The organism is Streptomyces sp. NPDC018029 (assembly GCF_044327655.1).
Classification (GTDB): Bacteria; Actinomycetota; Actinomycetes; order Streptomycetales; family Streptomycetaceae; genus Streptomyces.
This window is the reverse complement of the sequence record NZ_JBIRFV010000007.1, coordinates 365,267-387,701: the sequence shown is the minus strand read 5'-3', so window position 1 is coordinate 387,701 and position 22,435 is coordinate 365,267. Positions and strand designations below refer to the sequence as shown.

Genomic DNA, 22,435 nt, shown 5'->3' with positions numbered 1-22,435 from the left:
GCGTACGGGTCGGTATCCGCTGCCCCGTCAGCACCCTTGACACCACTTGACACTTGCCGCCCTACTAGACCTTGCGCAGCGATCGTGACAACGTTGTCCAACTCGCAAGGAGGGGCTCGGGGATGCCGTACTCGGCACGCAACACCGCACGCAGATCCCGCTACAGACACCAACGTCCGGCAGCCGTCATCGGCGCGCCGGTGCTCGCGCTCGCGGTCGTCGTGGCCGCTCAGGGCGCCGCCGTCGCCGAGCCCGAGCGGCCGCCCCGTGCGGAGCGGGAGTTCGCCTCGTCCTTCGAGGCGGGCGAGGCCCTGCCGGACTGGCTGAGCACCGTCGAGACGGGCCCCGACGGCAAGAAGAAGGCGTCCGGCGTGAACGGCGAGTTCAGTTCCGGGCTCCCGGGCAGCGTGAACGACCACGTCACCGAGGTCCGGGCGAGCGGTGAGAACACCGGCTCCGGCGAGGTCGCCGCGAACCTCGTCGACGGCGAGGCGACCAGCAAATGGCTGACCTTCGCCAAGGACGGCTGGGTCGAGTTCGAACTGGACCGCCCCGCCAAGGCGGTGACGTACGCGCTCACCTCCGCCAACGACCACGCCCCGCGCGACCCGAAGGACTGGACGCTCAAGGGCTCGACGGACGGCAAGGAGTGGAAGGTCCTCGACGAGCGCAAGGGCGAGACCTTCGACGGCCGGCACAAGACGAAGAAATACGATTTCCAGAACGGGACGGCGTACGCGCACTACCGCCTCGACGTCACCGCGAACAACGGCGCCGCGGACGCCCTTCAGCTCGCCGACCTCCAGCTGTCGGTCGGCGGCACGGAGGCCCCCGCGCCCGAGGACATGCTGAGCCTGGTGGACCGCGGACCCAGCGGCTCCCCCACCGCCAAGTCCCGCGCCGGGTTCACGGGGAAGCAGGCGCTGCGGTACGCGGGCACCCACAAGGTGGACGGGCGCGGCTACTCGTACAACAAGGTCTTCGACGTCAACGTCAAGGTGCGCCGGAACACCGAGCTCGGCTACCGCGTCTTCCCCTCGATGGCCGAGGGCGACCTCGACTACCAGGCGACGAACGTCTCCGTGGACCTCGCCTTCACCGACGGCACGTACCTCAGCGACCTGAGCGCCGTCGACCAGCACGGCTTCCCGCTGACCCCGCGGGGCCAGGGCGCGTCCAAGGCGCTCTACGTGAACCAGTGGAACAACGTCGAGGCGCGCATCGGGCGGGTCGCGGGCGGCAAGACGGTCGACCGGATCCTGCTGGCGTACGACGCCCCGAAGGGTCCCGCGAAGTTCCGCGGCTGGCTCGACGACGTGTCGTTGAAGGAGAAGGCCCCGGCGAAGCCCAAGGCGCACCCCTCGGACTACGCCGACACGACGCGCGGCACCAACTCCAGCGGCGGCTTCTCACGCGGCAACACCTTCCCGGCCACCGCGGTCCCGCACGGCTTCAACTTCTGGACGCCGGTGACCAACGCGGGCTCGCTGAGCTGGCTTTACGACTACGCGCGCGGCAACAACGACGACAACCTGCCGACGATCCAGGCGTTCAGCGCGAGCCACGAGCCGAGCCCGTGGATGGGTGACCGGCAGACGTTCCAGCTGATGCCGTCCGTCGACAAGGACACGCCGAGCGCGTCCCGCACCAAGCGGGCGCTGCCCTTCAAGCACGAGAAGGAGACGGCGCGCCCGCACCACTACGGCGTGACGTTCGAGAACGGCCTGAAGGCCGAGATGGCGCCGACCGACCACGCGGCGATGATGCGGTTCACCTATCCCGGTGACGACGCGAGCGTCATCTTCGACAACGTCTCGGAGAAGGGCGGGCTGACCCTCGACAAGGAGAAGGGGATCGTCTCCGGCTTCTCCGACGTCAAGTCCGGCCTGTCCACGGGCGCGACGCGGCTCTTCGTGTACGGCGTCTTCGACTCCCCCGTCACCGCGGGCGGCAAGCTGGAGGGCGGCGGTGGCGGCGACGTCACGGGCTATCTCCGCTTCCGTCCCGGCAAGGACCGCACGGTCAACCTGCGGCTCGCCACTTCCCTCATCAGCCTGGACCAGGCGAAGGCCAACCTCGCCCAGGAGATCCCGTCCGGCACCTCCTTCGGCCGCGTCAAGGGCCGGGCCCAGAAGCAGTGGGACGACATCCTCGGCAAGGTGGAGGTCGAGGGCGCGAGCGAGGGCCAGCGCACGAGCCTGTACTCCAGTCTGTACCGCCTGTACCTCTACCCCAACTCCGGCTTCGAGAAGGTCCGGTCGGCGGGCGGCAAGTCCACGTACAAGTACGCCTCTCCCTTCTCTCCGCAGACCGGCCCCGACACCCCGACCCACACGGGCGCGAAGATCGTCGAGGGCAAGCCGTACGTCAACAACGGCTTTTGGGACACGTACCGCACGACGTGGCCCGCCTACTCCCTGCTCACTCCGAAGAAGGCGGGTGAGCTGGTCGACGGCTTCGTGCAGCAGTACAAGGACGGCGGCTGGACGTCGCGCTGGTCCTCGCCCGGTTACGCGGACCTGATGACGGGCACGTCGTCGGACGTGGCGTTCGCCGACGCGTACGTGAAGGGCGTGAAGTTCGACGCGAAGGCCGCGTACGAGGCCGCGCTGAAGAACGCGACGGTCGTCCCGCCGAGTGCGGGCGTCGGCCGCAAGGGCATGAAGACGTCGCCGTTCCTCGGCTACACGCCCAGCGAGACCCACGAGGGCCTGTCGTGGGCGCTGGAGGGCTACCTCAACGACTACGGCATCTCCCGCATGGGGGCCGCCCTCTACAAGAAGACGGGCGAGAAGCGCTACAAGGAGGAGTCGGAGTACTTCCTCAACCGCGCCCGCGACTACGTGAACCTCTTCGACGACAAGGCGGCCGGCGCGGGCACACCGCCCGGCTTCTTCCAGGGCAAGGACGCGAAGGGCGTCTGGCGGGTGCCTTCGGAGAAGTTCGACCCGCGCGTGTGGGGCCACGACTACACCGAGACCAACGCCTGGGGGTACGCCTTCACCGCCCCGCAGGACTCGCGCGGCCTGGCGAACCTGTACGGCGGCCGCAAGGGCCTCGGCACCAAGCTCGACACGTACTTCGCCACTCCGGAGACCGGCTCCGCCGAGTTCGCGGGGTCCTACGGAGGCGTCATCCATGAGATGACCGAGGCACGCGACGTACGCATGGGGATGTACGGCCACTCCAACCAGGTCGCCCACCACGTGGCGTACATGTACGACGCGGCCGGGCAGCCGTGGAAGACGCAGGAGAAGGTCCGCGAGGTCCTCCGCCGCCTCTACACCGGCAGCGAGATAGGGCAGGGCTACCACGGCGACGAGGACAACGGCGAGCAGTCGGCCTGGTACCTCTTCTCGTCGCTCGGCTTCTATCCGCTGGTCATGGGCAGCGGCGAATACGCCATCGGCTCCCCGCAGTTCACGAAGATGACCGTGCACCTGGACAACGGCCGCGACCTCGTCGTCAAGGCGCCGAAGAACAGCGCCGAGAACGTGTACGTGCAGGGGCTCAAGGTCAACGGCAAGGCGTGGAAGTCGACCGCGCTCCCCCACGAGATCGTCGCGCGCGGCGGGGTCCTGGAGTTCGACATGGGCCCGAAGCCGTCGGCGTGGGGCAGCGGCAAGAACGCCCAGCCCGTGTCGATCACGCAGGACGACAAGGTGCCGTCACCGCGGAAGGACGCCCTCAAGGGCGAGGGCGCGCTCTTCGACGACACGTCGGCGACGGACGCCACGTCGGCCGCGGGCTCGGCGATCGAACTGCCGGCGGCCAAGGGGACGAAGGCGGTCCAGTACACGCTTACGTCGTCCGCCGACCGGGCGAAGGCGCCGCGCGGCTGGGTCCTTGAGGGTTCGAAGGACGGCGAGAGCTGGAAGCGGCTGGACAAGCGGTCCGGTGAGTCCTTCGCGTGGGACCAGCAGACCCGGGTCTTCACGGTCACCCGTCCGGGGACGTACGACCACTACCGGCTGGTGCCGGACGGCTCCGCGACCCTGGCGGAGGTGGAGCTGCTCCACTGATCCGGCGGGATGCCGTCGGCGCGGGGACGGGTGTGGCGCGTGCGCGCTCACCCCGTCCCCGCGCTGCCGTGTTACGACGACGGGGACTTCGTGGCGGAGGTCACCTGGCAGGAGTAGACGAGCCGGTCGTTGGTGCTGTGCGAGGCATGCACCGTGACGGAGCGGTCGCCGCCCGGGGTGACCGTCACCGTCTCGAACCGGGAGCCGATGCTCCTGCTCGCGACGGCGGAGTTGGCGGACTCGCCGATCTTGAACTCCACCGTGAAGTTGTACCGGTAGGCGAAGTCGGTCGACGCGTTCTGGATGTCGACGTCGTAGCTGATCCGCCCGGCGGAGCGCTCGTACCGGCAGTTCTCGCCGATCACCTCGCTGAGCGCGTCCGCGTTGTACGAGGGCATCGCGGTGGGAGTGGAGCTGCTGCCGCCGTAGCCGCCGCCGTAGCTGCCGCCGGAGGAGGTGCCGGGGTCGCTCGGCATTCCGCTCGGCGGGCTCAGCGTGAGCGACGGAGTCGGCATGCTCGGCATGGAGGGCGCCGAGGGCATGTCGCCGCCGAGGCCACCGAAGGCCTTGTCGTTCGGATTGTCGGTGCAGCCGGTGAGCAGGGCTATGGCGGCGAGAGCGAGAGTGGCGGCGCCGACGGCGCGACGGACACGCATGTGATGATCCCCCGAAAACAGAATGCGCAGATTGTCTGATGATGCGAACGGTTGCTTGAAGGGCGAAGAGCCCGGGGCAGGCTACCGGATCGAGCCATGTTGGTACTTTGGGCGCCGCTCGCGCACACCTGCGCGGGGATCGCATTCACCATCGGGGGAACCGGAACATGAACCAGCCCTGGCAGCCACAGCCGCCGCAGCACAACCCGTACGGGCAGCAGCCCGTGCAGCCGCAGCCGGGGTACGGCTACCCGGCTGCCCCGTACCAGCAGCAGCCGATGCAGCCCATGCAGCCGATGCAGCCCGGCAACCCCTACCCCTTCGCTCCCGGTTTCCCGCCTCCCGGCGGCGGCGCGAAGCCCGGCAAGGCCTTCTTCCTCGGCCTGCTCGTCGCGGGAGGCCTCGGGCTCGTCTACGCGGGCATCCTGCTCGCCTCCAACGAGGATCTGTCACAGGGCGGCCTCCAGGCCAGCTATCTGGCCGTCGCCGCCGTGCTCGCGGTGACCGTCGGAGCCGTGGTGGGCCGCACCGGCGGCCGCGGGGCCGGACCGCACGTCTGGGCCGCGATCCTCGCCGCGCTGGGCGCGTACTTCGGCGTCGCCAACGGTTACGTGTTCACCATCCTCGACGCCGGCGGCACCGACCTGCTCGAAGCGGTGCTGGACCACGAGCCCATGGCCCCGCACAAGTTCTGGTGGGAGCGCCTGGAGAGCGGGGTCGCCCTCGCGGGCCTCGCCGTGGCCGCGGGTGGCGCCTTCGGCGTGGCCCACATGATCAGCAAGAAGCAGCCGCACTAGACGAAATGAGTCCTGCGTCTTCAGTGGGCGAGGAGTCGTTGGCCGGTGCGGGCGAAGACCCCGGCCGGACCGGGGCCGGGAGTGACGGGGGTTGCGGTATGGCGGGCAATCGGCCGCGAGATTGGCATGTCCTGGACTTGGACAAGGATCCGACGCCGGGTGACCCGGACCGGGTGCGCAAACTCGCCAAGGACCTGCACGACTTCTCCGACGACGTCGGCAAGGTGCTTCGCGACATCAAGGGAATGGCGGGCGAGGACGCCATCCTCCAGTGGGCGGGCAAGACCGCCGATGCCTTCACCGAGAAGTTCGAGAAGGCCCCCGACAAGCTGAAAAAGCTCAAGAAGTCCTACGGCATGGCCGGCGACGCCCTCGCCGCCTACTGGCCCGAACTGGAACGCGCCCAGGCCCTGGCCGACAAGGCCCTCGTCAAGGGCCGCGAGGCACAAGCCGACCTGTCCTCCGCCAAGTCCCGCCTCACCTCAGCCGACTCCTGGATGGAAAAGGCCGGCAAGGAAGCCGACAAGTACAAGGACGACAAAGCCTCCGGTGGAGGCAAGGACGTGCCCCCGCCCGACCCGGACAAGGTCAAGGCCGCCACCCGCAACGCCGCCTCCGCCGAAAAGGCCCAGAAGTCCGCCCAGGGCGATGTCGATGCCGCCACGAGTGCGCTGGAAGCGGCCAAGAAGATGGCCGCCGACGCCCGCAGGATGCGCGAGGAGGCCGCCGGAACCGCCAAACGCAAGATCGACGAAGCCTCCGACGCGGGCATACGCAACCGCAAGTGGTGGGAAGAGATCGGCGACTGGGTCACCGACAACTGGGACGCCATCGTCGCGGTCTGCAAGGTCGTCGTCGCCGTCGTCGGCGTCATCGCGATCATCATCGGCGGCCCCATCCTCGCCGCCATCGTCATCGTCGCCGGAGCCATCGTCCTCGCGGACACCCTCAACAAATACCGAAAAGGCCAAGCCGGCCTGATGGACGTCGCCTTCGCCGCCCTGGACTGCGTACCCGGCATGAAGGGCCTGACCACCGCCGCCAAACTCGGCAAGGGCTTGAAGGGGCTCAAAGGGGCGGGCCTCAAGGGCATGGCCGACAGCGTCCGCGGACTCGCCAAGTCCGGCCGTGACACGATCACCAACGGCGCCAAGGGCGCCTACAACCGGGTCAAGAGCAAGGTCAAGGGGTGCGGTGACCCCGTGGACGCGGCCACCGGGCAGATGTTCCTGACGCAGACCGACATCGACCTCCCCGGCACCCTCCCCTTCGCGTTCACCCGCCGCGCCGCCTCCGACTACCGCAGCGGCCGTTGGTTCGGCCCGTCCTGGTCCTCCACCATCGACCAACATCTCGAAGTCGACGACGAGGGCATCGTCTTCCTTACAGAAGACGGCATGCTCCTCGCCTATCCCCACCCCTGCCCGCCCCATCAGTCCGTGCTGCCCGAGTCCGGTCCCCGCCGTCCGTTGACGCGGCTGCAGGGCGGGGGTTTCCGGATCGAGGACCCCCTCGTCGGACTCCACTACCACTTCTCCGTCCCCGAAGGCGGTGTCTCGCGCATCGAGCGCGTCGGCGACCGCAACGGCAACACCATCGACTTCGACTACGACGGACACGGCACTCCGATGGCCCTGCGCCATTCCGGGGGCTACCACCTCAAGTTGTCGGTGGAGGACGGACGTCTCACGGAGCTCGTCCTCGCGGGTGGCGGCGCGGACGGCACGGACACCGTCGTCAAGAGGTACGGATACACCGAAGGCAACCTCACCGAAGTCGTCAACTCGTCCGGCAAGCCGCAGAGGTTCAGCTACGACGAGCGGTTGCGCATCACCTCGTGGACCGACACCAATCACAGCCGCTACGACTACACCTACGACCACCGGGACCGCTGCGTGGCCCAGGGCGGCCAGGCGGGGCACCTCGCCCATACATTCCACTACGACGGCGCCGATCCCGCCTGGCCCGGTCTCCGCGTCACCACCGTCACCTCCGCCGAAGGTCACACCGACCGCTTCCTGATCAACGACCTCAGCCAGGTCGTCGGAGAGGTCGACGGGAACGGCGCGGTCACACGGAGTACGTACGACGAGCACCACCACCTGTTGTCCCGGACCGACCCGCTCGGGAACACCACGTCCTTCACCAACAACGCCTACGGGCAGCCCCTCACGGTCACCCGTGCCGACGGCACCGAGGCGCACGCCGAGTACAACGACCTCTGCCTGCCCGTGCGGGTGGTGACGCCGGACGGCGCGTGCTGGGAACACGTCTACGACGAGCGGGGCAACCGTCTCGAACTCGTCGGCCCCGACGGTGCGATCACGCGGTTCACCTACGACGGGATGGGCAGCCCCGCCTCGGTCACCGATCCCCTCGGCGCCACCACCACCGTCCGGTGCAACGCCGCCGGGCTGCACATCGAGATCACCAGCGCGCTCGGGGAACGCGTCCACCGCGCATACGACGCGTTCGGCCGCCTCATCCGGACCACCGACGCGATGGGCGCGACGACCCGTATGTGGTGGACCGTCGAGGGCCGCATAGCCCGCGTGATGGGCCACGACGGCTCTCAGGAGTCGTGGGAGTACGACGGGGAGGGCAACTGTGTCCGCCACACGAACGCCGGCGGCGCGACCACCACGTACGAATACACGCACTTCGACCTGGTCCGCGCGCGCACCGGTCCGGACGGAGTGCGTCACGAATTCCGCCACGACGCCTCCCTGCGGCTCGTCCAGGTCACCAATCCCCTGGGCCTCACCTGGGACTACACCTATGACGCGGCCGGGCATCTGGTGGCCGAGAGCGACTTCGACGACCGGCTGACCCGCTACACGCGGGATGCCGCGGGTCGTCTGGCCGAGCGGATGAACCCGGCCGGACAGCGCGTCGTTCTCTCCTACGACACGCTGGGCCGGCCGCGAGCCAAGAACGCGGACGGGCAGGTCAGCACCTTCGCCTACGACCCGGCGGGCCGCCTGGTGCGGGCCGCGGGGCCTGACTGCGAGGTGACCTGGGAGCACGACAGGAACGGCCGGGTACTGACCGAGCGCGTCAATGGCCGTCCGCTTTCCTTCGCCTACGACGCCATGGGGCGCCGCGTGCGGCGCACCACGCCCACGGGCGCCCTGGCCCACCACAGCTATGACGCGGTGGGCCGGCCGTGCGCGCTGGACTCGTCGGGTCATGCTGTGTCGTTCTCGCACGACGCATGCGGCCGCGAGACCGGACGTGTCATGGACGACTCGCTGGCGATCACCCAGACGTGGGACGCACTCGGCCGGCCGCTCGAACAGACGGTGGTGGCCCCGGACCGTCCCGTCCTGCGCCGCGCCTACGACTACCGCCCGGACCGTCACCTCGTCGGTGTCACCGACCCGTACCTCGGTGAGGTCACCTTGGGGCTCGACGCGGCCGGCCGCGTCACCGGAGTCCGGGCGCAGGACTGGACGGAGACGTACGCGTACGACGGGGCAGGACGCCAGTCGGTGGCCGACTGGCCCGACCACCACCCCGGCCGGGAGGTGCGAGGCACCCGCGCCCATGCAGGAAACCGCCTCACCGGTGCGGGGGCGGTGCGCTATGAGTACGACGAAGCCGGCCGTGTGGTGCTCCGCCGCAAGACCCGGCTGTCGCGGAAACCCGACATCTGGCGCTACTCCTGGGACGCCGAGGACCGGCTGACCTCGTTGACCACACCCGACGGAACGGTCTGGCGCTACGTGTACGACCCGCTGGGCCGCCGCACCGCGAAAGTGCGCCTGGCCGACGGCGGTACGGACGTGGTGGAACAGACCGACTTCACCTGGGACGGCCCGCTCGTCGCCGAGCAGCTCACCACGGTCCAGGGTGTGTCGCACCACATCGCTTTGACCTGGGACTACGACGGGCTGCGCCCGATCGCCCAGACGGAGCGGCTCATCGGCCAGGCCGACCGGGCGGAGATCGACTCCCGCTTCTTCGCCATCGTCACCGACCTGGTCGGGACGCCTACGGAACTGGTCGACGCACAAGGGACGACCGCGTGGCAGGCCCGCAGAACCGTCTGGGGCGTCACCACTTGGCCTGCCCGCAGCAGCGCGTACACCCCGCTGCGCTTCCCCGGCCAGTACTTCGACCCGGAATCGGGGCTCCACTACAACTATCAGCGTTACTACGACCCGGAAACCGCCCGCTACAGCACGCTCGACCCCCTCGGGCTGGCACCGGCACCCGACCCTTACGGATACGTCACCAATCCATTCCGGCAGATCGACCCGTTCGGTCTCTCGGGGTGCGAGACGGTCGTCCTTTACCACGGCTCACAGAACTGGCACGGGGATCAGTTCTCTCTGCCCCGGTCCATCCAGGACCAGCGCGATTACACGCCGGACGCGGGTGTCTATCTGACCGACGACTTCAACAGGGCCGCCACGCAATACGCGGGTCCGTCCGGCCATGTCGTGCGGGTCGAGGTCCCGCGGGAGTTCGCCGACAGTGTGCTGCGCAACCACAGTGGGCCCGCCGGTAACCTTCCGGAGTATTTTGTGAACACCCCCGAGGGTGTGGACGTCCTCAACAACGGCGGGCCACGCGTGCTGCCGCAGGGTGAGGCGATCATGCAGCACTTCATGGGCAATTTCTGAGTGGAGCAAAGCAGTTGAGGATGAGCATGTCGGAGAGCGTTCTGGGCCGTGCCGTCTTCGGACCACTTGGTGGGATCATCGAGATCGGCGCGGTCGCCGCGACCGGGACCTGGTCGCTCGCGGACGTCTCCGTGGGCGAGTTCGTGTCGGAGCGTCGGGACGACGTGACGCGTCTCCTGGAGACGATCCGGGACATCGGTGACTTCACGGAGCCGGTCATGGCGATCTTCGATGAACTGGGTTACGCGAGGGACCACGCCGTGGCGGCGCCGTCCCTGCTGCTGTGGTCCTCCGGCTACGAAGAGGTGTCGTCCCGGCTCGAAGATCCCGTCGCGGTGCGGCGGATGAGCCGCCTGGGTGCTGATCTGCAGCTGACCCGGCTTCTCCAGGCGCTGGTCGACGCAGCGATCGCGCGCGGCCCCGAGGTCGCGCGGGGCGCGGAATTGATCGCCGAGGTGTTGCGGATCGCGACCGGGCTGGTCGTGGGGGCGTCGGACGGCGACCCGGCCGCCCGGCGGGAGGTGTTCAGGATGTGGCGGGTCGCTTTCCTGGCTGATCTCCTGCTGCCCGACTCACCTGCTCGCCCAGAGGCGCGAACGCGCTACCGCGAGTACGGGCACGCGCTGGAGGAAATGCTCGGGAACTGACGCCGGTATTGATCTCGAACCAGACGATCTTTCCCGGGTCGCGCTCCGTCACGCCCCACTTGTCCGTGAGCGCGGCGACGAGCAGCAGGCCCCGCCCCGATTCGTCGGCATCGTCGTCGTCCTCGATGCCGCCGCATCGGGGCCAGCCGCCTCCGCTGTCGTGCACCTCGACGCGGAGCACGCCGTCGGCGTGGTTCAGGTGCAGCCGGAATCCCCGCCCCGGCGGGACGCCGTGCAGCAGGGCGTTGGTCGCCAGCTCGCTGACGCAGAGCGTCACATCGTCCGCGCGCTCGCCGTCGATCCCCCAGTCGACGAGGGCGGCGGCGGCGAAGGCGCGGGCCGCCGGGATGGACTGGCGTTCGCGCCGGTAGAAACTTTCTCGGTTCACGTGACGAGTGTCACGCTCCGTGGCCATGATGGAGCACTGCGTGAACCCGTACAGCTGTTATGTACGGGTTCACTGTGTGAAGGCACGGCTTCTGGTGGGGAGTTGAACCGTATGAGCAGCCCAAAGCGACGGTCACGCAGGAACGCGTCGGCGATGAAGATGGTGGGCGCGCTGCTCGCCGTCCACCGGGAGGCGGCCGGGTACACACAGCGGGCGCTGGCCCAGCAGTTGCTCATCAGCGAGGAGCTGATCGCGTCCATCGAGCAGGGGCGGCGCCCCCTGAAGATGGACCTGGCGATCCAGCTGGACGATTTCCTCGGCACGAACCGGACGTTGCAGACGGCGGTCGAGCACATGCCGGAGGTGGACCTGGTTCCGAGGTGGGCGGAGGAGTACCTGGACTGTGAGCGGGAGGCGATTGCCATCTCGTGGTACGAGGGCCTGGTGCTTCCGGGGCTGCTCCAGACGGATGCGTATGCGCGCGCGGTCTTCCGTAGCCGTGTTCCTGTTCTCGACCAGGACGAACTTGAGCAGTTCGTCGCGATGCGGGTAGAACGCCAGGAGATCCTCCACCGCAGAGTGCCACCGACCACGAGCTTCGTGATCTGGGAAGCAGTGCTGCACGACCGCCTCGGGGGCGACGAGGTCTACTTCGAGCAGTTGGACCGCCTGCGAGAGTACGCCGTACTGCCGGGCCTCGCCCTACAGATCCTGCCATTCGGTCGCACCACTCACGCCGCTCTCGACGGCCCATTCGTGCTCTTGGAGACACCCGAGCATCAGCGGCTCGCGTACACCGAAACCCAGCGCGGAAGCCAACTGATCGCCGATCCGGACGAGGTGGCGATCCTGACGCAGAAATGTGCGATGCTGCGGACGCAGGCCCTAAATCCCGAGGACACCAGGGACCTGCTGGACCGTCTGCTAGGAGAGCAATGAGCGGCACCGCGCTTATGTGGTTCAAGTCGACCTACAGCGGCAGCGAGGGCGGCGAGTGCCTTGAAGTCGCCTACGCCTGGCGCAAGTCCAGTTACAGCGGCAGCGAAGGCGGCGCCTGCCTCGAAATCGCCGCCCACCCCACCGCCGTACACGTCCGTGACTCCAAGAACCCGGACGGCCCGCACTTCACCGTCTCGCCCGAGACCTGGACCGCCTTCCTGCCCCTGCAGACCCGCGCCGGGGCTCAGCCCCAGGTCTGACCGGCCGGTTCCTTGACCGTGCGGTTGAGCCGGTTGAAGAAGTTGGTCAGCGCGATCTCCAGGTTGATCGCGCCGATCTGCTCCTCGGTGAAGTGGACGTTGACCTCGTCCCAGACCGCGTCGGTGACACCCTCCGCGCCGTCCTGGAGGCGGGTGGCGCCCTCGGTCAGTGCCAGCGCCGCACGCTCGGCGTCGGTGTAGAACGGCGCCTCGCGCCAGGCCGCCACGTTGTGCAGCCGCTCGTCGGTCTCGCCGGCCTTCTTGCCGCCGGTGACACTGGCGTAGACGCATGCCGAGCAGCCGTTGATCTGGCTGGCGCGCAGGTGGACCAGGGTGAGCAGCTTCGGGTCGACGCCTCCGGCGCCGATCGCCTTGTGGAGGTGCTGGATGGCGGTCCACAGGTCGGGGTTGTGCGTGTTCTTGTTCTTGAGACGGTTTTCCATGTGAGTGTGCTCCTCGTCATCGCGTTACGTTCCGGGGCTCGTGCCCGTCACCCCTATGACGGAGCGGCTTCGAGAGAGGTAACAACATGACCGGCACCCGGCCCACGGACTCGATCGCCGAGGCCTTCGAGTCGCAGCGCGACCGGCTCCGAGCCGTCGCGCACCGCGTGCTCGGCTCGCACGCCGACGCGGAGGACGTCGTCCAGGAAGCGTGGCTGCGGCTCTCCCGCCAGGACGCCGGCACCATCGACAATCTCGGCGGATGGCTGACGACGGTGGTCGGCCGGATCAGCCTCGACGTACTGCGGTCGGGGCGGACCCGCCCGGAGGTCTCTCTCGACGACCGGCTGCCCGAATGCACCGTGACGCTCGACGACGCGCCCGCTCCGGAGGAGTTCGTGGCGCTCGGGGACTCCGTCGGCCTCGCGCTGCTCACGGTCCTCGACTCGCTGCGCCCGGACGAACGGCTCGCGTTCGTGCTGCACGACGTGTTCGCCGTACCGCACGGGGAGATAGGCACGATTCTCGGCAAGTCCGCCGACGCGACCAAGATGCTCACCAGCCGCGCCCGCAGGAAAGTGCGGGCTGCCCGGCAGCAGGAGAGCGCCGGGCGGCAACAGCGCGAGGTGGTCCAGGCCTTCCTGGCTGCGGCCGGTGAGGGCCGGTTCGAGCGGCTGCTGGAGATTCTCCACCCCGAGGTGAAGTTCACCGTTCACACGCCGGAGGGCCGGTTCGTCACGCTCGGAGCGACCGAGGTCGCCACGCGTGCGCGGGTGGCGCGCAGCGTGGTCCGGGCGCATCCGGTGCACGTCGACGGTCACCCCGGCGTCATCTCCTGGAGCGAGGACGGCACCCCGCTCTCCCTCCTCGCCTTCACCGTCGCCGACGGCCGCATCACGGAGATCACCGCCGTGGTCGACCCGGCCGAACTCGCGCGCATGAATCTCCCCGCTGGCCGGAAAGCGCTCCGTCTGCGGGCCCACCCCTAAGGGGTGCGTCTGCACCCTGCGGAGCACGCGTCGCTTGGCCGCACGGTGGATGTGTGGGGTCACACGCGTCGTGATGGTGGTGGGTCAACCACACCTCACCGTTCGGGGGACGACCCATGACAGAGCCACGATCCGATTCATCACCCGCCCCGAGCCGCAGGCGCGTGCTCGCGGCCACGGCGGCGGGTGGCGCGGCGGCGCTTGCGGCGCCGGTCCTCGCGCCCGCAGGCACCGCGACCGCCGCAGCCGGCGCGACCGGAGCGCCCGTCGCGGCAGTCGGCACGGCCGGCGCTCCCACCGACCCCATCCGCCCCGACGACCCCCGCTACCTCTCCCTCACCCAGCGCGGCTGCAACGGGCGGTTCATCGGCAAGCCCGACTACTACCGCGTGGTGCACTCCACCGCCGAGGTCGTCGACGCCGTCCAGCGCGCCGTGCGCGAGGGCAGACGCATCGCCGTACGCAGCGGCGGCCACTGCTTCGAGGACTTCGTCGACCACCCGGACATCAAGGCCGTCATCGACATGTCGCCGATGCGCGAGATCTCGTACGACGCGAAGCAGCGGGCGTTCTGCGTGCAGCCGGGCGCCCAACTGGCCGAGGTGTACCGGGAGTTGTTCCTGGGGTGGGGGGTGACCATTCCGGCGGGCGCGACCGCCGAGGTCGGCATCGGCGGGCACGTGGTCGGCGGCGGGTACGGCGTGATGTCGCGGCGCGACGGCGTCTCCGTGGACCACCTGCACGCCCTCGAAGTCGTCGTCGTGGACGCGGACGGCACCGCCCGCGCGGTCGTCGCGAAGCGCGACCCGGACGACCCGCACCACGACCTGTGGTGGGCGCACACCGGCGGTGGTGGCGGCAACTTCGGCATCGTGACGCGCTACTGGTTCCGCACCCCCGGCGCCCGGGGCGACGACCCGACGAAGCTGCTGCCCAAGGCCCCCGGCTCCTTCCTCGCCTTCCGGGCGGGCTGGACCTGGAAGGACCTCGACGCGCGGGGCTTCAAGGCCCTGCTGCGCAACCACGGCGAGTGGCACGAGCGCAACAGCGACCCCGACTCGCCGTACGCGAACCTGTTCAGCGTGCTGATGGTCAACACCACCCAGGCGGCGGGCTCCGGCGCCGTCCTGGCCGGTGTCATCGACGCGGCGGTGCCGGGCGCGCGGCGGCTCGTGGACGACTACATCGCCGCCGTCGGACGCGGGGTGGGCGCCGAGCCCGCGATCCGCAGGCCCCCGCTGTCGTGGCTGAACGCGCTGACCTCCATCACGGACACCAGATCCTCGCCGTTCAAGGTCAAGAGCGCGTACCTGCGGAAGACCTTCACGGACCGGCAGATCGACGTCCTGCACGAACACCTGCGGCCGTCCGACGACCCGGCCGGGCGCATCAGCGGCACGCTGTGGCTCGTCGCGTACGGCGGCGCCGCCCGCAAGGTCGCCCCCGACGCCACCGCCGTCGCCCAGCGCGACTCGATCCTGAAGGCCGTCTACATGGCGGGCTGGGACGCGGAGACGCAGGACGGCACCCGCGAGACCGAGTGGGTGCGCTCGCTGTACCGCGGGGTGTACGCCGACAGCGGCGGCGTCCCGGTGCCGGGCGCCGTCAGCGACGGCGCGTTCATCAACTACCCCGACGCCGACCTCGCCGACCCGGAGCAGAACACCTCGGGCGTGCCCTGGTACACGCTCTACTACAAGGACAACTACCCGCGCCTGCAACGGGTGAAGGCGAAGTACGACCCGCGCGACGAGTTCCGGCACCGGCTGGCGATCCGCCCGGCGCGGTGACGAGCGGGGTGCGCCCGGCGGTCGAACGCGCCGGGCGCACCTCGGGTCACGCGGTGTGCAGCCGCAGCCCGTACCGCTGGAGAATCTCGTTCACCGGCTGGAACCACGTCTCGCCGCCGCTGCTGCAGTTGCCCCAGCCGCCGGACGTCACGCCCTGCGCCTGGTCGCCGCTGATGAACGAGCCGCCCGAGTCGCCGCCCTCGGCGCACACGCTGGTCTTGGTCAGCTGGCGGACGACGGCGCCGCCCGAGTAGTTGACCGTCTCGTTCTTGGCGAGAAGAGTGCCGCAGTGCCACTTCGTGGTGGAGCCGGAACGGCAGATCGACGAGCCGACCGGCGCCTCCGCCGAACCGCGCACGAGCCGGTCCGGGATGGTGCCCCAGCCGAGCACGACCGGCACGGTCCACCAGCCGTTGCCCACCGACACCCACGCGTAGTCGTTGTCCGGGAACGAGGAGCCCTGGAACGAGCCGATGGCGGACCCGTCCCAGCCGCGCACACCCGCGCCCACGCCGCCGCAGTGCCCGGCCGTGACGAAGCCGCCGTGCACGGAGAAGCCGATGGAGCAGCGGACGTTGCCGGTGTAGTACGGGTCGCCGCCCACGGTCCCGGCGGCGAAGGTGCTCGGCGCCTCGGGGACGGTGTCCACGCGTACGGGCGCCGTGGCGCGGGCGCGCCGGAGGAAGGTGCTGACATCGTTGTCGGCACGGTGCCCTTCGACGACGTCGACGACGACGCGGTTGGCCCGCGGGTCGACCCGCCAACTGGCTACATTCTTGGGCGCCTTGAGCTTGTCGACGCGCTTCTTCGCCGCGTCGAGGCGGGCGGCGCTGTGCGCGACGAACCGGACGTCGGCGCCCGCCTCACGCACGTCGGCGGCGGCTTTCCGCTCGGTCAGGGCGACAGTGAGCCGCCCGCGCCCGGCATCGAACCACGCCCCGCCGTACGCCGCACCGGCCGCCTTCCGCGCCGCACTCTCGGTCTTGACGGCCCGCCGCTCATCGGCGAGCCGCTCACGCGCGGCGGCGGGTGAAAGGCCGAGGTCGCGCTCCATGGCCCGGAGCAGACCGTCGGAGGCGGGCGCCTTCGCGGAGCCGGAGGAGGTGGTGCCCGGGTCGGCGGCAGCGGCGGGGACGAGCGCGGTGCCGACACAGGCGGTCGCGAGCAATAACGCGGACAGGCCGAGACGTGCACTGGTCTTGCGTCTCACAGGGGGACCTCTCGTCGTTCCAACAGGGGTGTGGTGGACCGGAATTGCGAGGAGCCGTGAAGATGCGGAGCGAGAAGAGAGCGCTCTCACACCGTGGTGCGGATGAGCGTAGAGAGCCCACGCGGACAAGTCCAGGCCCGATCAGGACGCGGTGCCCGTTCATCGCGGTGGCCCTGAGCAACGAAGTCACGCTGGACTTCGCCACGATTCCCGCCGAGCACATCACCCCGCAGCACTACGCCTTCCTCGCCTCGGAGGCGGAGTTCGACGCGGCGTACGACAAGATCCGCGCGCGCGGCATCCGGCACTGGGCCGACCCGCACCAGAAGCAGCCGGACGAGATCAACCGCAACGACGGCGGCAAGGGCGTCTACTTCCTGGACCCGTCGTCCCACGCGATGGAACTGATCACGGTCCCGTACGGCGGCTGGCCGCAGCCCTAGGGAGCGCCCCGCGAGGGGCGCTTTCAGGGGCGCGGGGAACTGCGCGACCAGCCCCCACGGCCCGCGGACAACACACGAGGGCCGCACCCCTGGACGAACGGGGTGCGGCCCTCAACTGTTGCTACGCGTAAGCCTACTTGCGGATCAGGCTGCGCAGCACGTACTGCATGATGCCGCCGTTGCGGTAGTAGTCCGCCTCACCGGGCGTGTCGATGCGGACGACCGCGTCGAACTCGACACCCGTGTCGGTGGTGACCTTGACCGTGCGCGGCGTGGAGCCGTTGTTCAGCTCGGTCACGCCGGTGAAGGAGAAGGTCTCCTCGCCGGTCAGGCCGAGGGACGAGGCGGTCTGGCCCTCCGGGTACTGGAGCGGCAGGACGCCCATGCCGATGAGGTTCGAGCGGTGGATGCGCTCGTACGACTCGGCGATGACGGCCTTGACGCCGAGGAGCGCGGTGCCCTTGGCGGCCCAGTCGCGGGACGAGCCGGAGCCGTACTCCTTGCCCGCGAGGACGACCAGCGGGATGCCCTGCTCGATGTAGTTGCGCGAGGCGTCGTAGATGAACGAGACCGGCGCGTCCTCCTGCGTGAAGTCACGCGTGAAGCCGCCCTCGGTGCCCGGCGCGATCTGGTTGCGCAGGCGGATGTTCGCGAACGTGCCGCGAATCATGACCTCGTGGTTGCCGCGGCGCGAGCCGTACGAGTTGAAGTCGCGGCGCTGCACGCCGTGCTCCGTCAGGTACTTGCCGGCCGGGGTGTCGGCCTTGATCGCACCGGCCGGGGAGATGTGGTCGGTGGTGACCGAGTCGCCCAGCTTGGCGAGGACGCGGGCGCCCGTGATGTCGGAGACCGGGGTGGTCTCCATCGTCATGCCCTCGAAGTACGGGGGCTTGCGGACGTACGTCGACTCGGTGTCCCACTCGAAGGTGTTGCCGGTCGGGATCGAGAGCGACTGCCACTGGGCGTCGCCCGCGAAGACGTCCTGGTAGGACTTGTTGAACATGTCCTCGCCGATGGAGTTGGCGACGACGTCGTTCACCTCGGCCTCGGAGGGCCAGACGTCCTTGAGGTAGACCGGGTTGCCGTCCTGGTCGACACCGAGCGCCTCGGTCGTGATGTCGATCTTCATCGAGCCGGCGAGGGCGTAGGCGACGACGAGCGGCGGGGACGCCAGGTAGTTCATCTTGACGTCGGGGTTGATGCGGCCCTCGAAGTTCCGGTTGCCGGAGAGGACGGACGTCACGGCCAGGTCGTGGTCGTTGACGGCCTTCGAGACCTCGTCGGGCAGCGGGCCCGAGTTGCCGATGCAGGTGGTGCAGCCGTAGCCGACGAGGTTGAAGCCGACCTTGTCGAGGTAGGGGGTGAGCCCCGCCTTGTCGAAGTAGTCGGTGACGACCTTCGAGCCGGGCGCGAGGGTGGTCTTGACCCACGGCTTCCGCGTCAGACCCTTCTCGACGGCCTTCTTCGCGACGAGCGCGGCGGCGACCATCACGTACGGGTTCGAGGTGTTGGTGCAGGAGGTGATCGCGGCGACGGTGACGGCGCCGTGGTCCAGCTCGTACGTCGAGCCGTCGGGGGCGGTCACGAGGACCGGGTTCGACGGGACGCCGTTGGTGGTGGCCGGGGCGTCGGAGGCCGGGAAGGACTCCTTGCCCGCCTCGTCGACGCTGTCCACGTAGTTGCGGACGTCGGTCTTGAACTGCTCGGCGGCGTTGGCGAGGACGATGCGGTCCTGCGGACGCTTCGGACCGGCGATGGAGGGGACGACCGTGGAGAGGTCGAGCTCCAGCTTCTCCGAGAAGTCCGGCTCGGCGGCCGGGTCCAGCCAGAGGCCCTGCTCCTTGGCGTACGCCTCGACGAGCGCGACCTGCTGCTCGTCACGGCCGGTCAGGCGCAGGTACTTCAGCGTCTCGTCGTCGATCGGGAAGATCGCGGCGGTGGAGCCGAACTCGGGCGACATGTTGCCGATGGTGGCGCGGTTCGCGAGGGAGGTGGCGGCGACGCCCTCACCGTAGAACTCGACGAACTTGCCGACGACACCGTGCTTGCGCAGCATCTCGGTGATGGTCAGCACCAGGTCGGTGGCGGTGGTGCCGGCGGGCAGCTCACCGGTCAGCTTGAAGCCGACGACGCGCGGGATGAGCATGGAGACCGGCTGGCCCAGCATCGCGGCCTCGGCCTCGATGCCGCCGACGCCCCAGCCGAGCACACCGAGGCCGTTGACCATGGTGGTGTGCGAGTCGGTGCCGACGAGGGTGTCGGGGTAGGCCTGGCCGTTGCGGACCATGACGGTCCGGGCCAGCTTCTCGATGTTCACCTGGTGGACGATGCCGGTGCCCGGGGGGACGACCTTGAACTCGTCGAAGGCGGTCTGGCCCCAGCGCAGGAACTGGTAGCGCTCCTTGTTGCGGCCGTACTCCAGCTCGACGTTCTGGCCGAACGCGTCGGCGGTGCCGAACTTGTCGGCGATGACGGAGTGGTCGATGACCAGCTCGGCCGGGGCCAGCGGGTTGATCTTCGCCGGGTCGCCGCCGAGCTCCTTCACGGCCTCACGCATGGTCGCCAGGTCCACGACGCACGGGACGCCGGTGAAGTCCTGCATGATCACGCGGGCCGGGGTGAACTGGATCTCCTGCGACGGCTGGGCCTGGGAGTCCCAGTTGCCGAGCGCGCGGATGTGGTCGGCGGTGATGTTCGCGCCGTCCTCGGTACGGAGCAGGTTCTCCAGCAGCACCTTCAGGCTGTAGGGAAGGCGTGCGGAGCCCTCGACCTTGTCCAGCTTGAAGATCTCGTACGACTCGTCGCCCACGCGCAGCGTGCTGCGGGCGTCGAAGCTGTTCGCCGACACGACAGTCTCCTTCATTTTTGTGCGCGTTCCGTCACATCCTGCCGCCACGACTCCTCGTCGATCCGCTAAGGTAAGGCTTAGTTAGGTAACCCTTACCGAGTGGCGGCTTCTGGTGCGCCTCGGCAGATATCTCGATGTCGAGATAACTCTAGTACATCACCCCTGGGTACGACGAGGCACGGCAGCCTGCCCTGTCGCAGCGAAGGCGGCTGCCGACGGGAGTGGCGCCGGTCCGGCAGGACGGCGCGCCGACGGTCCTTCGGCCCCGTCGTCAGCTCCGGCTCAACCGCCGCACGATGGCCTCCAGCAGCTCGTCCAGCGCCACCTTGCGTGTCCGGCCCGTTGGCCGGGCCAGCCCTACCCGGCTCGGTGGGACCCCGCGGACCGGACGGAACACCACGTCCGGGTGGGAATGGAAACGGGCCGCCGACGCCGGGGCCAGTGCTACGCAGCCGGCAGCCACCGCTCCGAGCCACTCGTCGGGCCGGCTGGTGACGGCGCCGATCTGGACCGGGTGCCCTTCCCGCTCCTCCGTCGCCAGCCAGTGCTCCCTCCAGGCTCCGGTCTCGGCTCCGGCCGCGACGAAGGGCTCGTCCCACAGCTCCCGGAACTCCACCGTCCCGCTGTTCGCCAGCGGATGTCGAGCCGGCAGCAGCACCCCACGCTCCTCGACGAACAACTCCCGTACGTTCAGCCGCTCCTGCCCCGGAAACGGCAAACGCACCACTGCCGCATCCACTTCGCCCCGGGCCAGGCCGGCACTCGGGTCGGACCAGTCGAACTGGCGCAGGTTCACCCGCCACGCCGGTTGCGCCCGGCGGAACTCGGCGACGACCTCGTGGACGGCGCCCACGGCGCCCGCGTCCAGGAAGCCCAGGCGCAGCGTCCGCGCCGCCCGGCCGGTTGCCTCTACCGTCTCGTCCCAGCCGTCCAGCAGTGCGGGCACCCGCGCGGCGAGCTCTCGACCGGCCTCGGTCAGCGCCATCCCGGACCGCGAACGAGCAAAGAGCGGTACCCCGAGATCGCCCTCCAAGCGCCGGATCTGCTTGGTCAGCGCGGGCTGCGAGACGAACAGCTTGTGCGCCGCCCCGGTCAGGCTGCCCTCCTCCGCCACTGCGGCGAAGTACCGAAGCAGGCGCGTGTCCACGTCCATGCCACCAGGTTATAGAAGCAGGTATTGGACGGCACCGAAGTGCCTGCGGACCCTGAAGGCATGACCGGTACCCAGCTCGCGTTCCTCGTCGTCACCTTGTTCACCGCCGCTGTCAACGTCGGCATCGCCGCAGCCGACCTCGCCGGGGCGCGCTTCGTGCTGGCCAACTCGGCGCAGGTGGGTGTGCCCCGATCCTGGCTGCCCCGGCTGGCCGCCCTCAAGCTGGCAGGTGCGGCGGGCCTCCTCCTCGGCCTCTTCGACGCGGCGCTGCGCCCCCTCGGTGCCGCTGCAGCCTGCGGTCTCGTCCTGCTCTACCTGGGCGCGCTCGCCTTCCATCTGCGCGCCCGCGTGCTCTACAACCTCGCGTTTCCCGGTTTCTACTTCGCCACCGCCGTCGCCTCGTTGGCCTTGACCGTGTCCTCCTGATGCCGGCACCGCTCAACGTCCGACGAGAACACTCGGTCTTCGCTGCGACAGGTCGCGCCTGCCCGCATCCCGTCGATGCGCCCGCTCACTCCCCCGTGGTGCGGCGGGCATAGGCGCGGGCGGCGCGTACGCGGTCGCCGCAGCGGGTGGAGCACCACTGGCGGCGCCCGTGCCTGACCAGGAAGCGGTTGCAGGGCGGGGACGCGCAGGCGGTCAGCCGGGCGGCCTCGGGAGACGTGAGCAGGTCGGCGGCGTCGGCGGCGATGACCGCGAGGGCGTGCTCGACGATCGCGGTGGTGGGGTGGGGAGTGGCGCGGTACGGACCGGTCTTCTCGTCCCACACCAGAAGTGACGCGGTCGGGACGCGGGTCATCGCGTCATTGACCGCCGCGACGGCGGCGGTCAGCGCCGGCTGCCCTGCGACGCGCGAAGCCAGCAGCGACCTGACCTGCTCGCGCAACGAGCGCAGCTGCGTCGCACACACCTCCGCCAAACCCGTGCCGGCCGGGGCGAGGTCGCGCCGCACCAGCCACTGCTCGGCCCGCGCCGGGGTCCCCAGAAGGTCGGACGTGTGCCCACCGGGCAGGGCGACCGCGCTGTTCGCCAGGGCCAGGGCGGGGTGCTCCGCCTCACCCGGCGCCGGGGGGAGGGCGACTTCTCCCGCGCCCTCTGCCGCGGCTACTTCCGCGGCTTCTTCCGTCACGAACTCTTCCATGCCTCTCATGGTACGGGTTGCTTTCATCCGTGAGACATGCGTACTGTCATCTCACGGTTAATACGCCACCTATCCATGAGG

The 22,435-nt window shown here is 69.5% G+C and carries 15 protein-coding genes and 1 pseudogene; 9 read left to right on the top strand and 7 right to left on the bottom strand.

The features are described from left to right. Nucleotides 1-122: 122 nt before the first annotated feature. Nucleotides 123-4,022: a GH92 family glycosyl hydrolase gene (locus ACH4D5_RS23145; protein ID WP_398305619.1), complete on the top strand. Its 3,900-nt coding sequence runs from the start codon at nucleotides 123-125 to the stop codon at nucleotides 4,020-4,022. A gap of 71 nt (nucleotides 4,023-4,093) precedes the next feature. Here ACH4D5_RS23145 and ACH4D5_RS23140 read toward each other — a convergent pair whose 3' ends face one another. After that, on the bottom strand, nucleotides 4,094-4,678 hold the full coding sequence (locus ACH4D5_RS23140) for a hypothetical protein (RefSeq protein WP_398305616.1): 585 nt from the start codon (nucleotides 4,676-4,678) through the stop codon (nucleotides 4,094-4,096). A 167-nt stretch (nucleotides 4,679-4,845) separates the two neighbouring features. Here ACH4D5_RS23140 and ACH4D5_RS23135 point away from each other — a divergent pair, with 167 nt between their 5' ends. Further along, on the top strand, nucleotides 4,846-5,475 hold the full coding sequence (locus ACH4D5_RS23135; RefSeq protein WP_398305613.1) for a hypothetical protein: 630 nt from the start codon (nucleotides 4,846-4,848) through the stop codon (nucleotides 5,473-5,475). A gap of 137 nt (nucleotides 5,476-5,612) precedes the next feature. Beyond that, on the top strand, nucleotides 5,613-10,103 hold the full coding sequence (locus tag ACH4D5_RS23130; protein ID WP_398305610.1) for a DUF6531 domain-containing protein: 4,491 nt from the start codon (nucleotides 5,613-5,615) through the stop codon (nucleotides 10,101-10,103). A 525-nt stretch (nucleotides 10,104-10,628) separates the two neighbouring features. Here the strand turns inward: ACH4D5_RS23130 and ACH4D5_RS23125 are convergent. Next, complete coding sequence (locus ACH4D5_RS23125; RefSeq protein WP_398305607.1) at nucleotides 10,629-11,165, bottom strand: ATP-binding protein; 537 nt, start codon at nucleotides 11,163-11,165, stop codon at nucleotides 10,629-10,631. Nucleotides 11,166-11,291: 126 nt separating this feature from the next. Between ACH4D5_RS23125 and ACH4D5_RS23120 the strand changes: the two genes are divergently transcribed. Then, nucleotides 11,292-12,077, top strand: coding sequence for a Scr1 family TA system antitoxin-like transcriptional regulator (locus ACH4D5_RS23120; protein WP_398305604.1), 786 nt, complete (start codon nucleotides 11,292-11,294; stop codon nucleotides 12,075-12,077). Next, complete coding sequence (locus ACH4D5_RS23115) at nucleotides 12,074-12,337, top strand: DUF397 domain-containing protein (RefSeq protein WP_398305601.1); 264 nt, start codon at nucleotides 12,074-12,076, stop codon at nucleotides 12,335-12,337. Before ACH4D5_RS23120 ends, ACH4D5_RS23115 begins: the two co-directional genes overlap by 4 nt. On the opposite strand, the gene ACH4D5_RS23110 is transcribed toward ACH4D5_RS23115, so the two are convergent. Further along, on the bottom strand, nucleotides 12,322-12,780 hold the full coding sequence (locus tag ACH4D5_RS23110) for a carboxymuconolactone decarboxylase family protein (protein WP_398305598.1): 459 nt from the start codon (nucleotides 12,778-12,780) through the stop codon (nucleotides 12,322-12,324). The two genes, ACH4D5_RS23115 and ACH4D5_RS23110, sit on opposite strands and share 16 nt — an antisense overlap. 86 nt (nucleotides 12,781-12,866) lie before the next feature. On the opposite strand from ACH4D5_RS23110, the gene ACH4D5_RS23105 reads away from it, so the two are divergent. After that, the gene (locus ACH4D5_RS23105; protein ID WP_398305595.1) at nucleotides 12,867-13,769 is read left to right on the top strand and encodes a sigma-70 family RNA polymerase sigma factor; all 903 of its coding nucleotides are present in this window, start codon (nucleotides 12,867-12,869) and stop codon (nucleotides 13,767-13,769) included. Between the two features lie 116 nt (nucleotides 13,770-13,885). After that, nucleotides 13,886-15,559 (top strand): FAD-binding oxidoreductase, encoded by a 1,674-nt coding sequence (locus ACH4D5_RS23100; protein ID WP_398305592.1) that lies wholly within the window; start codon nucleotides 13,886-13,888, stop codon nucleotides 15,557-15,559. Between the two features lie 46 nt (nucleotides 15,560-15,605). Here ACH4D5_RS23100 and ACH4D5_RS23095 read toward each other — a convergent pair whose 3' ends face one another. After that, on the bottom strand, nucleotides 15,606-16,769 hold the full coding sequence (locus tag ACH4D5_RS23095) for a S1 family peptidase (protein WP_398305589.1): 1,164 nt from the start codon (nucleotides 16,767-16,769) through the stop codon (nucleotides 15,606-15,608). A 155-nt stretch (nucleotides 16,770-16,924) separates the two neighbouring features. Between ACH4D5_RS23095 and ACH4D5_RS23090 the strand changes: the two are divergent. Then, nucleotides 16,925-17,212 (top strand): annotated as a pseudogene (locus tag ACH4D5_RS23090) (VOC family protein); the annotation flags it as partial. A 133-nt stretch (nucleotides 17,213-17,345) separates the two neighbouring features. Here the strand turns inward: ACH4D5_RS23090 and acnA are convergent. After that, nucleotides 17,346-20,060 carry an aconitate hydratase AcnA gene (gene acnA / locus ACH4D5_RS23085; protein ID WP_398305586.1) on the bottom strand — a complete coding sequence of 905 codons (2,715 nt, stop codon included), beginning with the start codon at nucleotides 20,058-20,060 and terminating at the stop codon, nucleotides 17,346-17,348. Between the two features lie 271 nt (nucleotides 20,061-20,331). Continuing rightward, complete coding sequence (locus tag ACH4D5_RS23080) at nucleotides 20,332-21,213, bottom strand: LysR family transcriptional regulator (RefSeq protein ID WP_398305583.1); 882 nt, start codon at nucleotides 21,211-21,213, stop codon at nucleotides 20,332-20,334. Nucleotides 21,214-21,273: 60 nt separating this feature from the next. Here ACH4D5_RS23080 and ACH4D5_RS23075 point away from each other — a divergent pair, with 60 nt between their 5' ends. Next, nucleotides 21,274-21,639 (top strand): DoxX family protein, encoded by a 366-nt coding sequence (locus tag ACH4D5_RS23075; RefSeq protein WP_398305580.1) that lies wholly within the window; start codon nucleotides 21,274-21,276, stop codon nucleotides 21,637-21,639. An 85-nt stretch (nucleotides 21,640-21,724) separates the two neighbouring features. On the opposite strand, the gene ACH4D5_RS23070 is transcribed toward ACH4D5_RS23075, so the two are convergent. Beyond that, a complete protein-coding gene (locus ACH4D5_RS23070; protein ID WP_398305577.1) occupies nucleotides 21,725-22,354 on the bottom strand; it encodes a CGNR zinc finger domain-containing protein in 630 nt (209 codons plus the stop codon). Nucleotides 22,355-22,435 lie beyond the last annotated feature (81 nt).

Bases quoted from the DNA above. Each gene is read 5' to 3' on its own strand.
- ACH4D5_RS23145 (WP_398305619.1), top strand. From the start codon at position 123: ATGCCGTACTCGGCACGCAACACCGCACGCAGATCCCGCTACAGACAC.
- ACH4D5_RS23140 (WP_398305616.1), bottom strand. From the start codon at position 4,678: ATGCGTGTCCGTCGCGCCGTCGGCGCCGCCACTCTCGCTCTCGCCGCC.
- ACH4D5_RS23135 (WP_398305613.1), top strand. From the start codon at position 4,846: ATGAACCAGCCCTGGCAGCCACAGCCGCCGCAGCACAACCCGTACGGG.
- ACH4D5_RS23125 (WP_398305607.1), bottom strand. From the start codon at position 11,165: ATGGCCACGGAGCGTGACACTCGTCACGTGAACCGAGAAAGTTTCTAC.
- ACH4D5_RS23120 (WP_398305604.1), top strand. From the start codon at position 11,292: ATGAAGATGGTGGGCGCGCTGCTCGCCGTCCACCGGGAGGCGGCCGGG.
- ACH4D5_RS23115 (WP_398305601.1), top strand. From the start codon at position 12,074: ATGAGCGGCACCGCGCTTATGTGGTTCAAGTCGACCTACAGCGGCAGC.
- ACH4D5_RS23110 (WP_398305598.1), bottom strand. From the start codon at position 12,780: ATGGAAAACCGTCTCAAGAACAAGAACACGCACAACCCCGACCTGTGG.
- ACH4D5_RS23105 (WP_398305595.1), top strand. From the start codon at position 12,867: ATGACCGGCACCCGGCCCACGGACTCGATCGCCGAGGCCTTCGAGTCG.
- ACH4D5_RS23100 (WP_398305592.1), top strand. From the start codon at position 13,886: ATGACAGAGCCACGATCCGATTCATCACCCGCCCCGAGCCGCAGGCGC.
- ACH4D5_RS23080 (WP_398305583.1), bottom strand. From the start codon at position 21,213: ATGGACGTGGACACGCGCCTGCTTCGGTACTTCGCCGCAGTGGCGGAG.
- ACH4D5_RS23075 (WP_398305580.1), top strand. From the start codon at position 21,274: ATGACCGGTACCCAGCTCGCGTTCCTCGTCGTCACCTTGTTCACCGCC.
- ACH4D5_RS23070 (WP_398305577.1), bottom strand. From the start codon at position 22,354: ATGGAAGAGTTCGTGACGGAAGAAGCCGCGGAAGTAGCCGCGGCAGAG.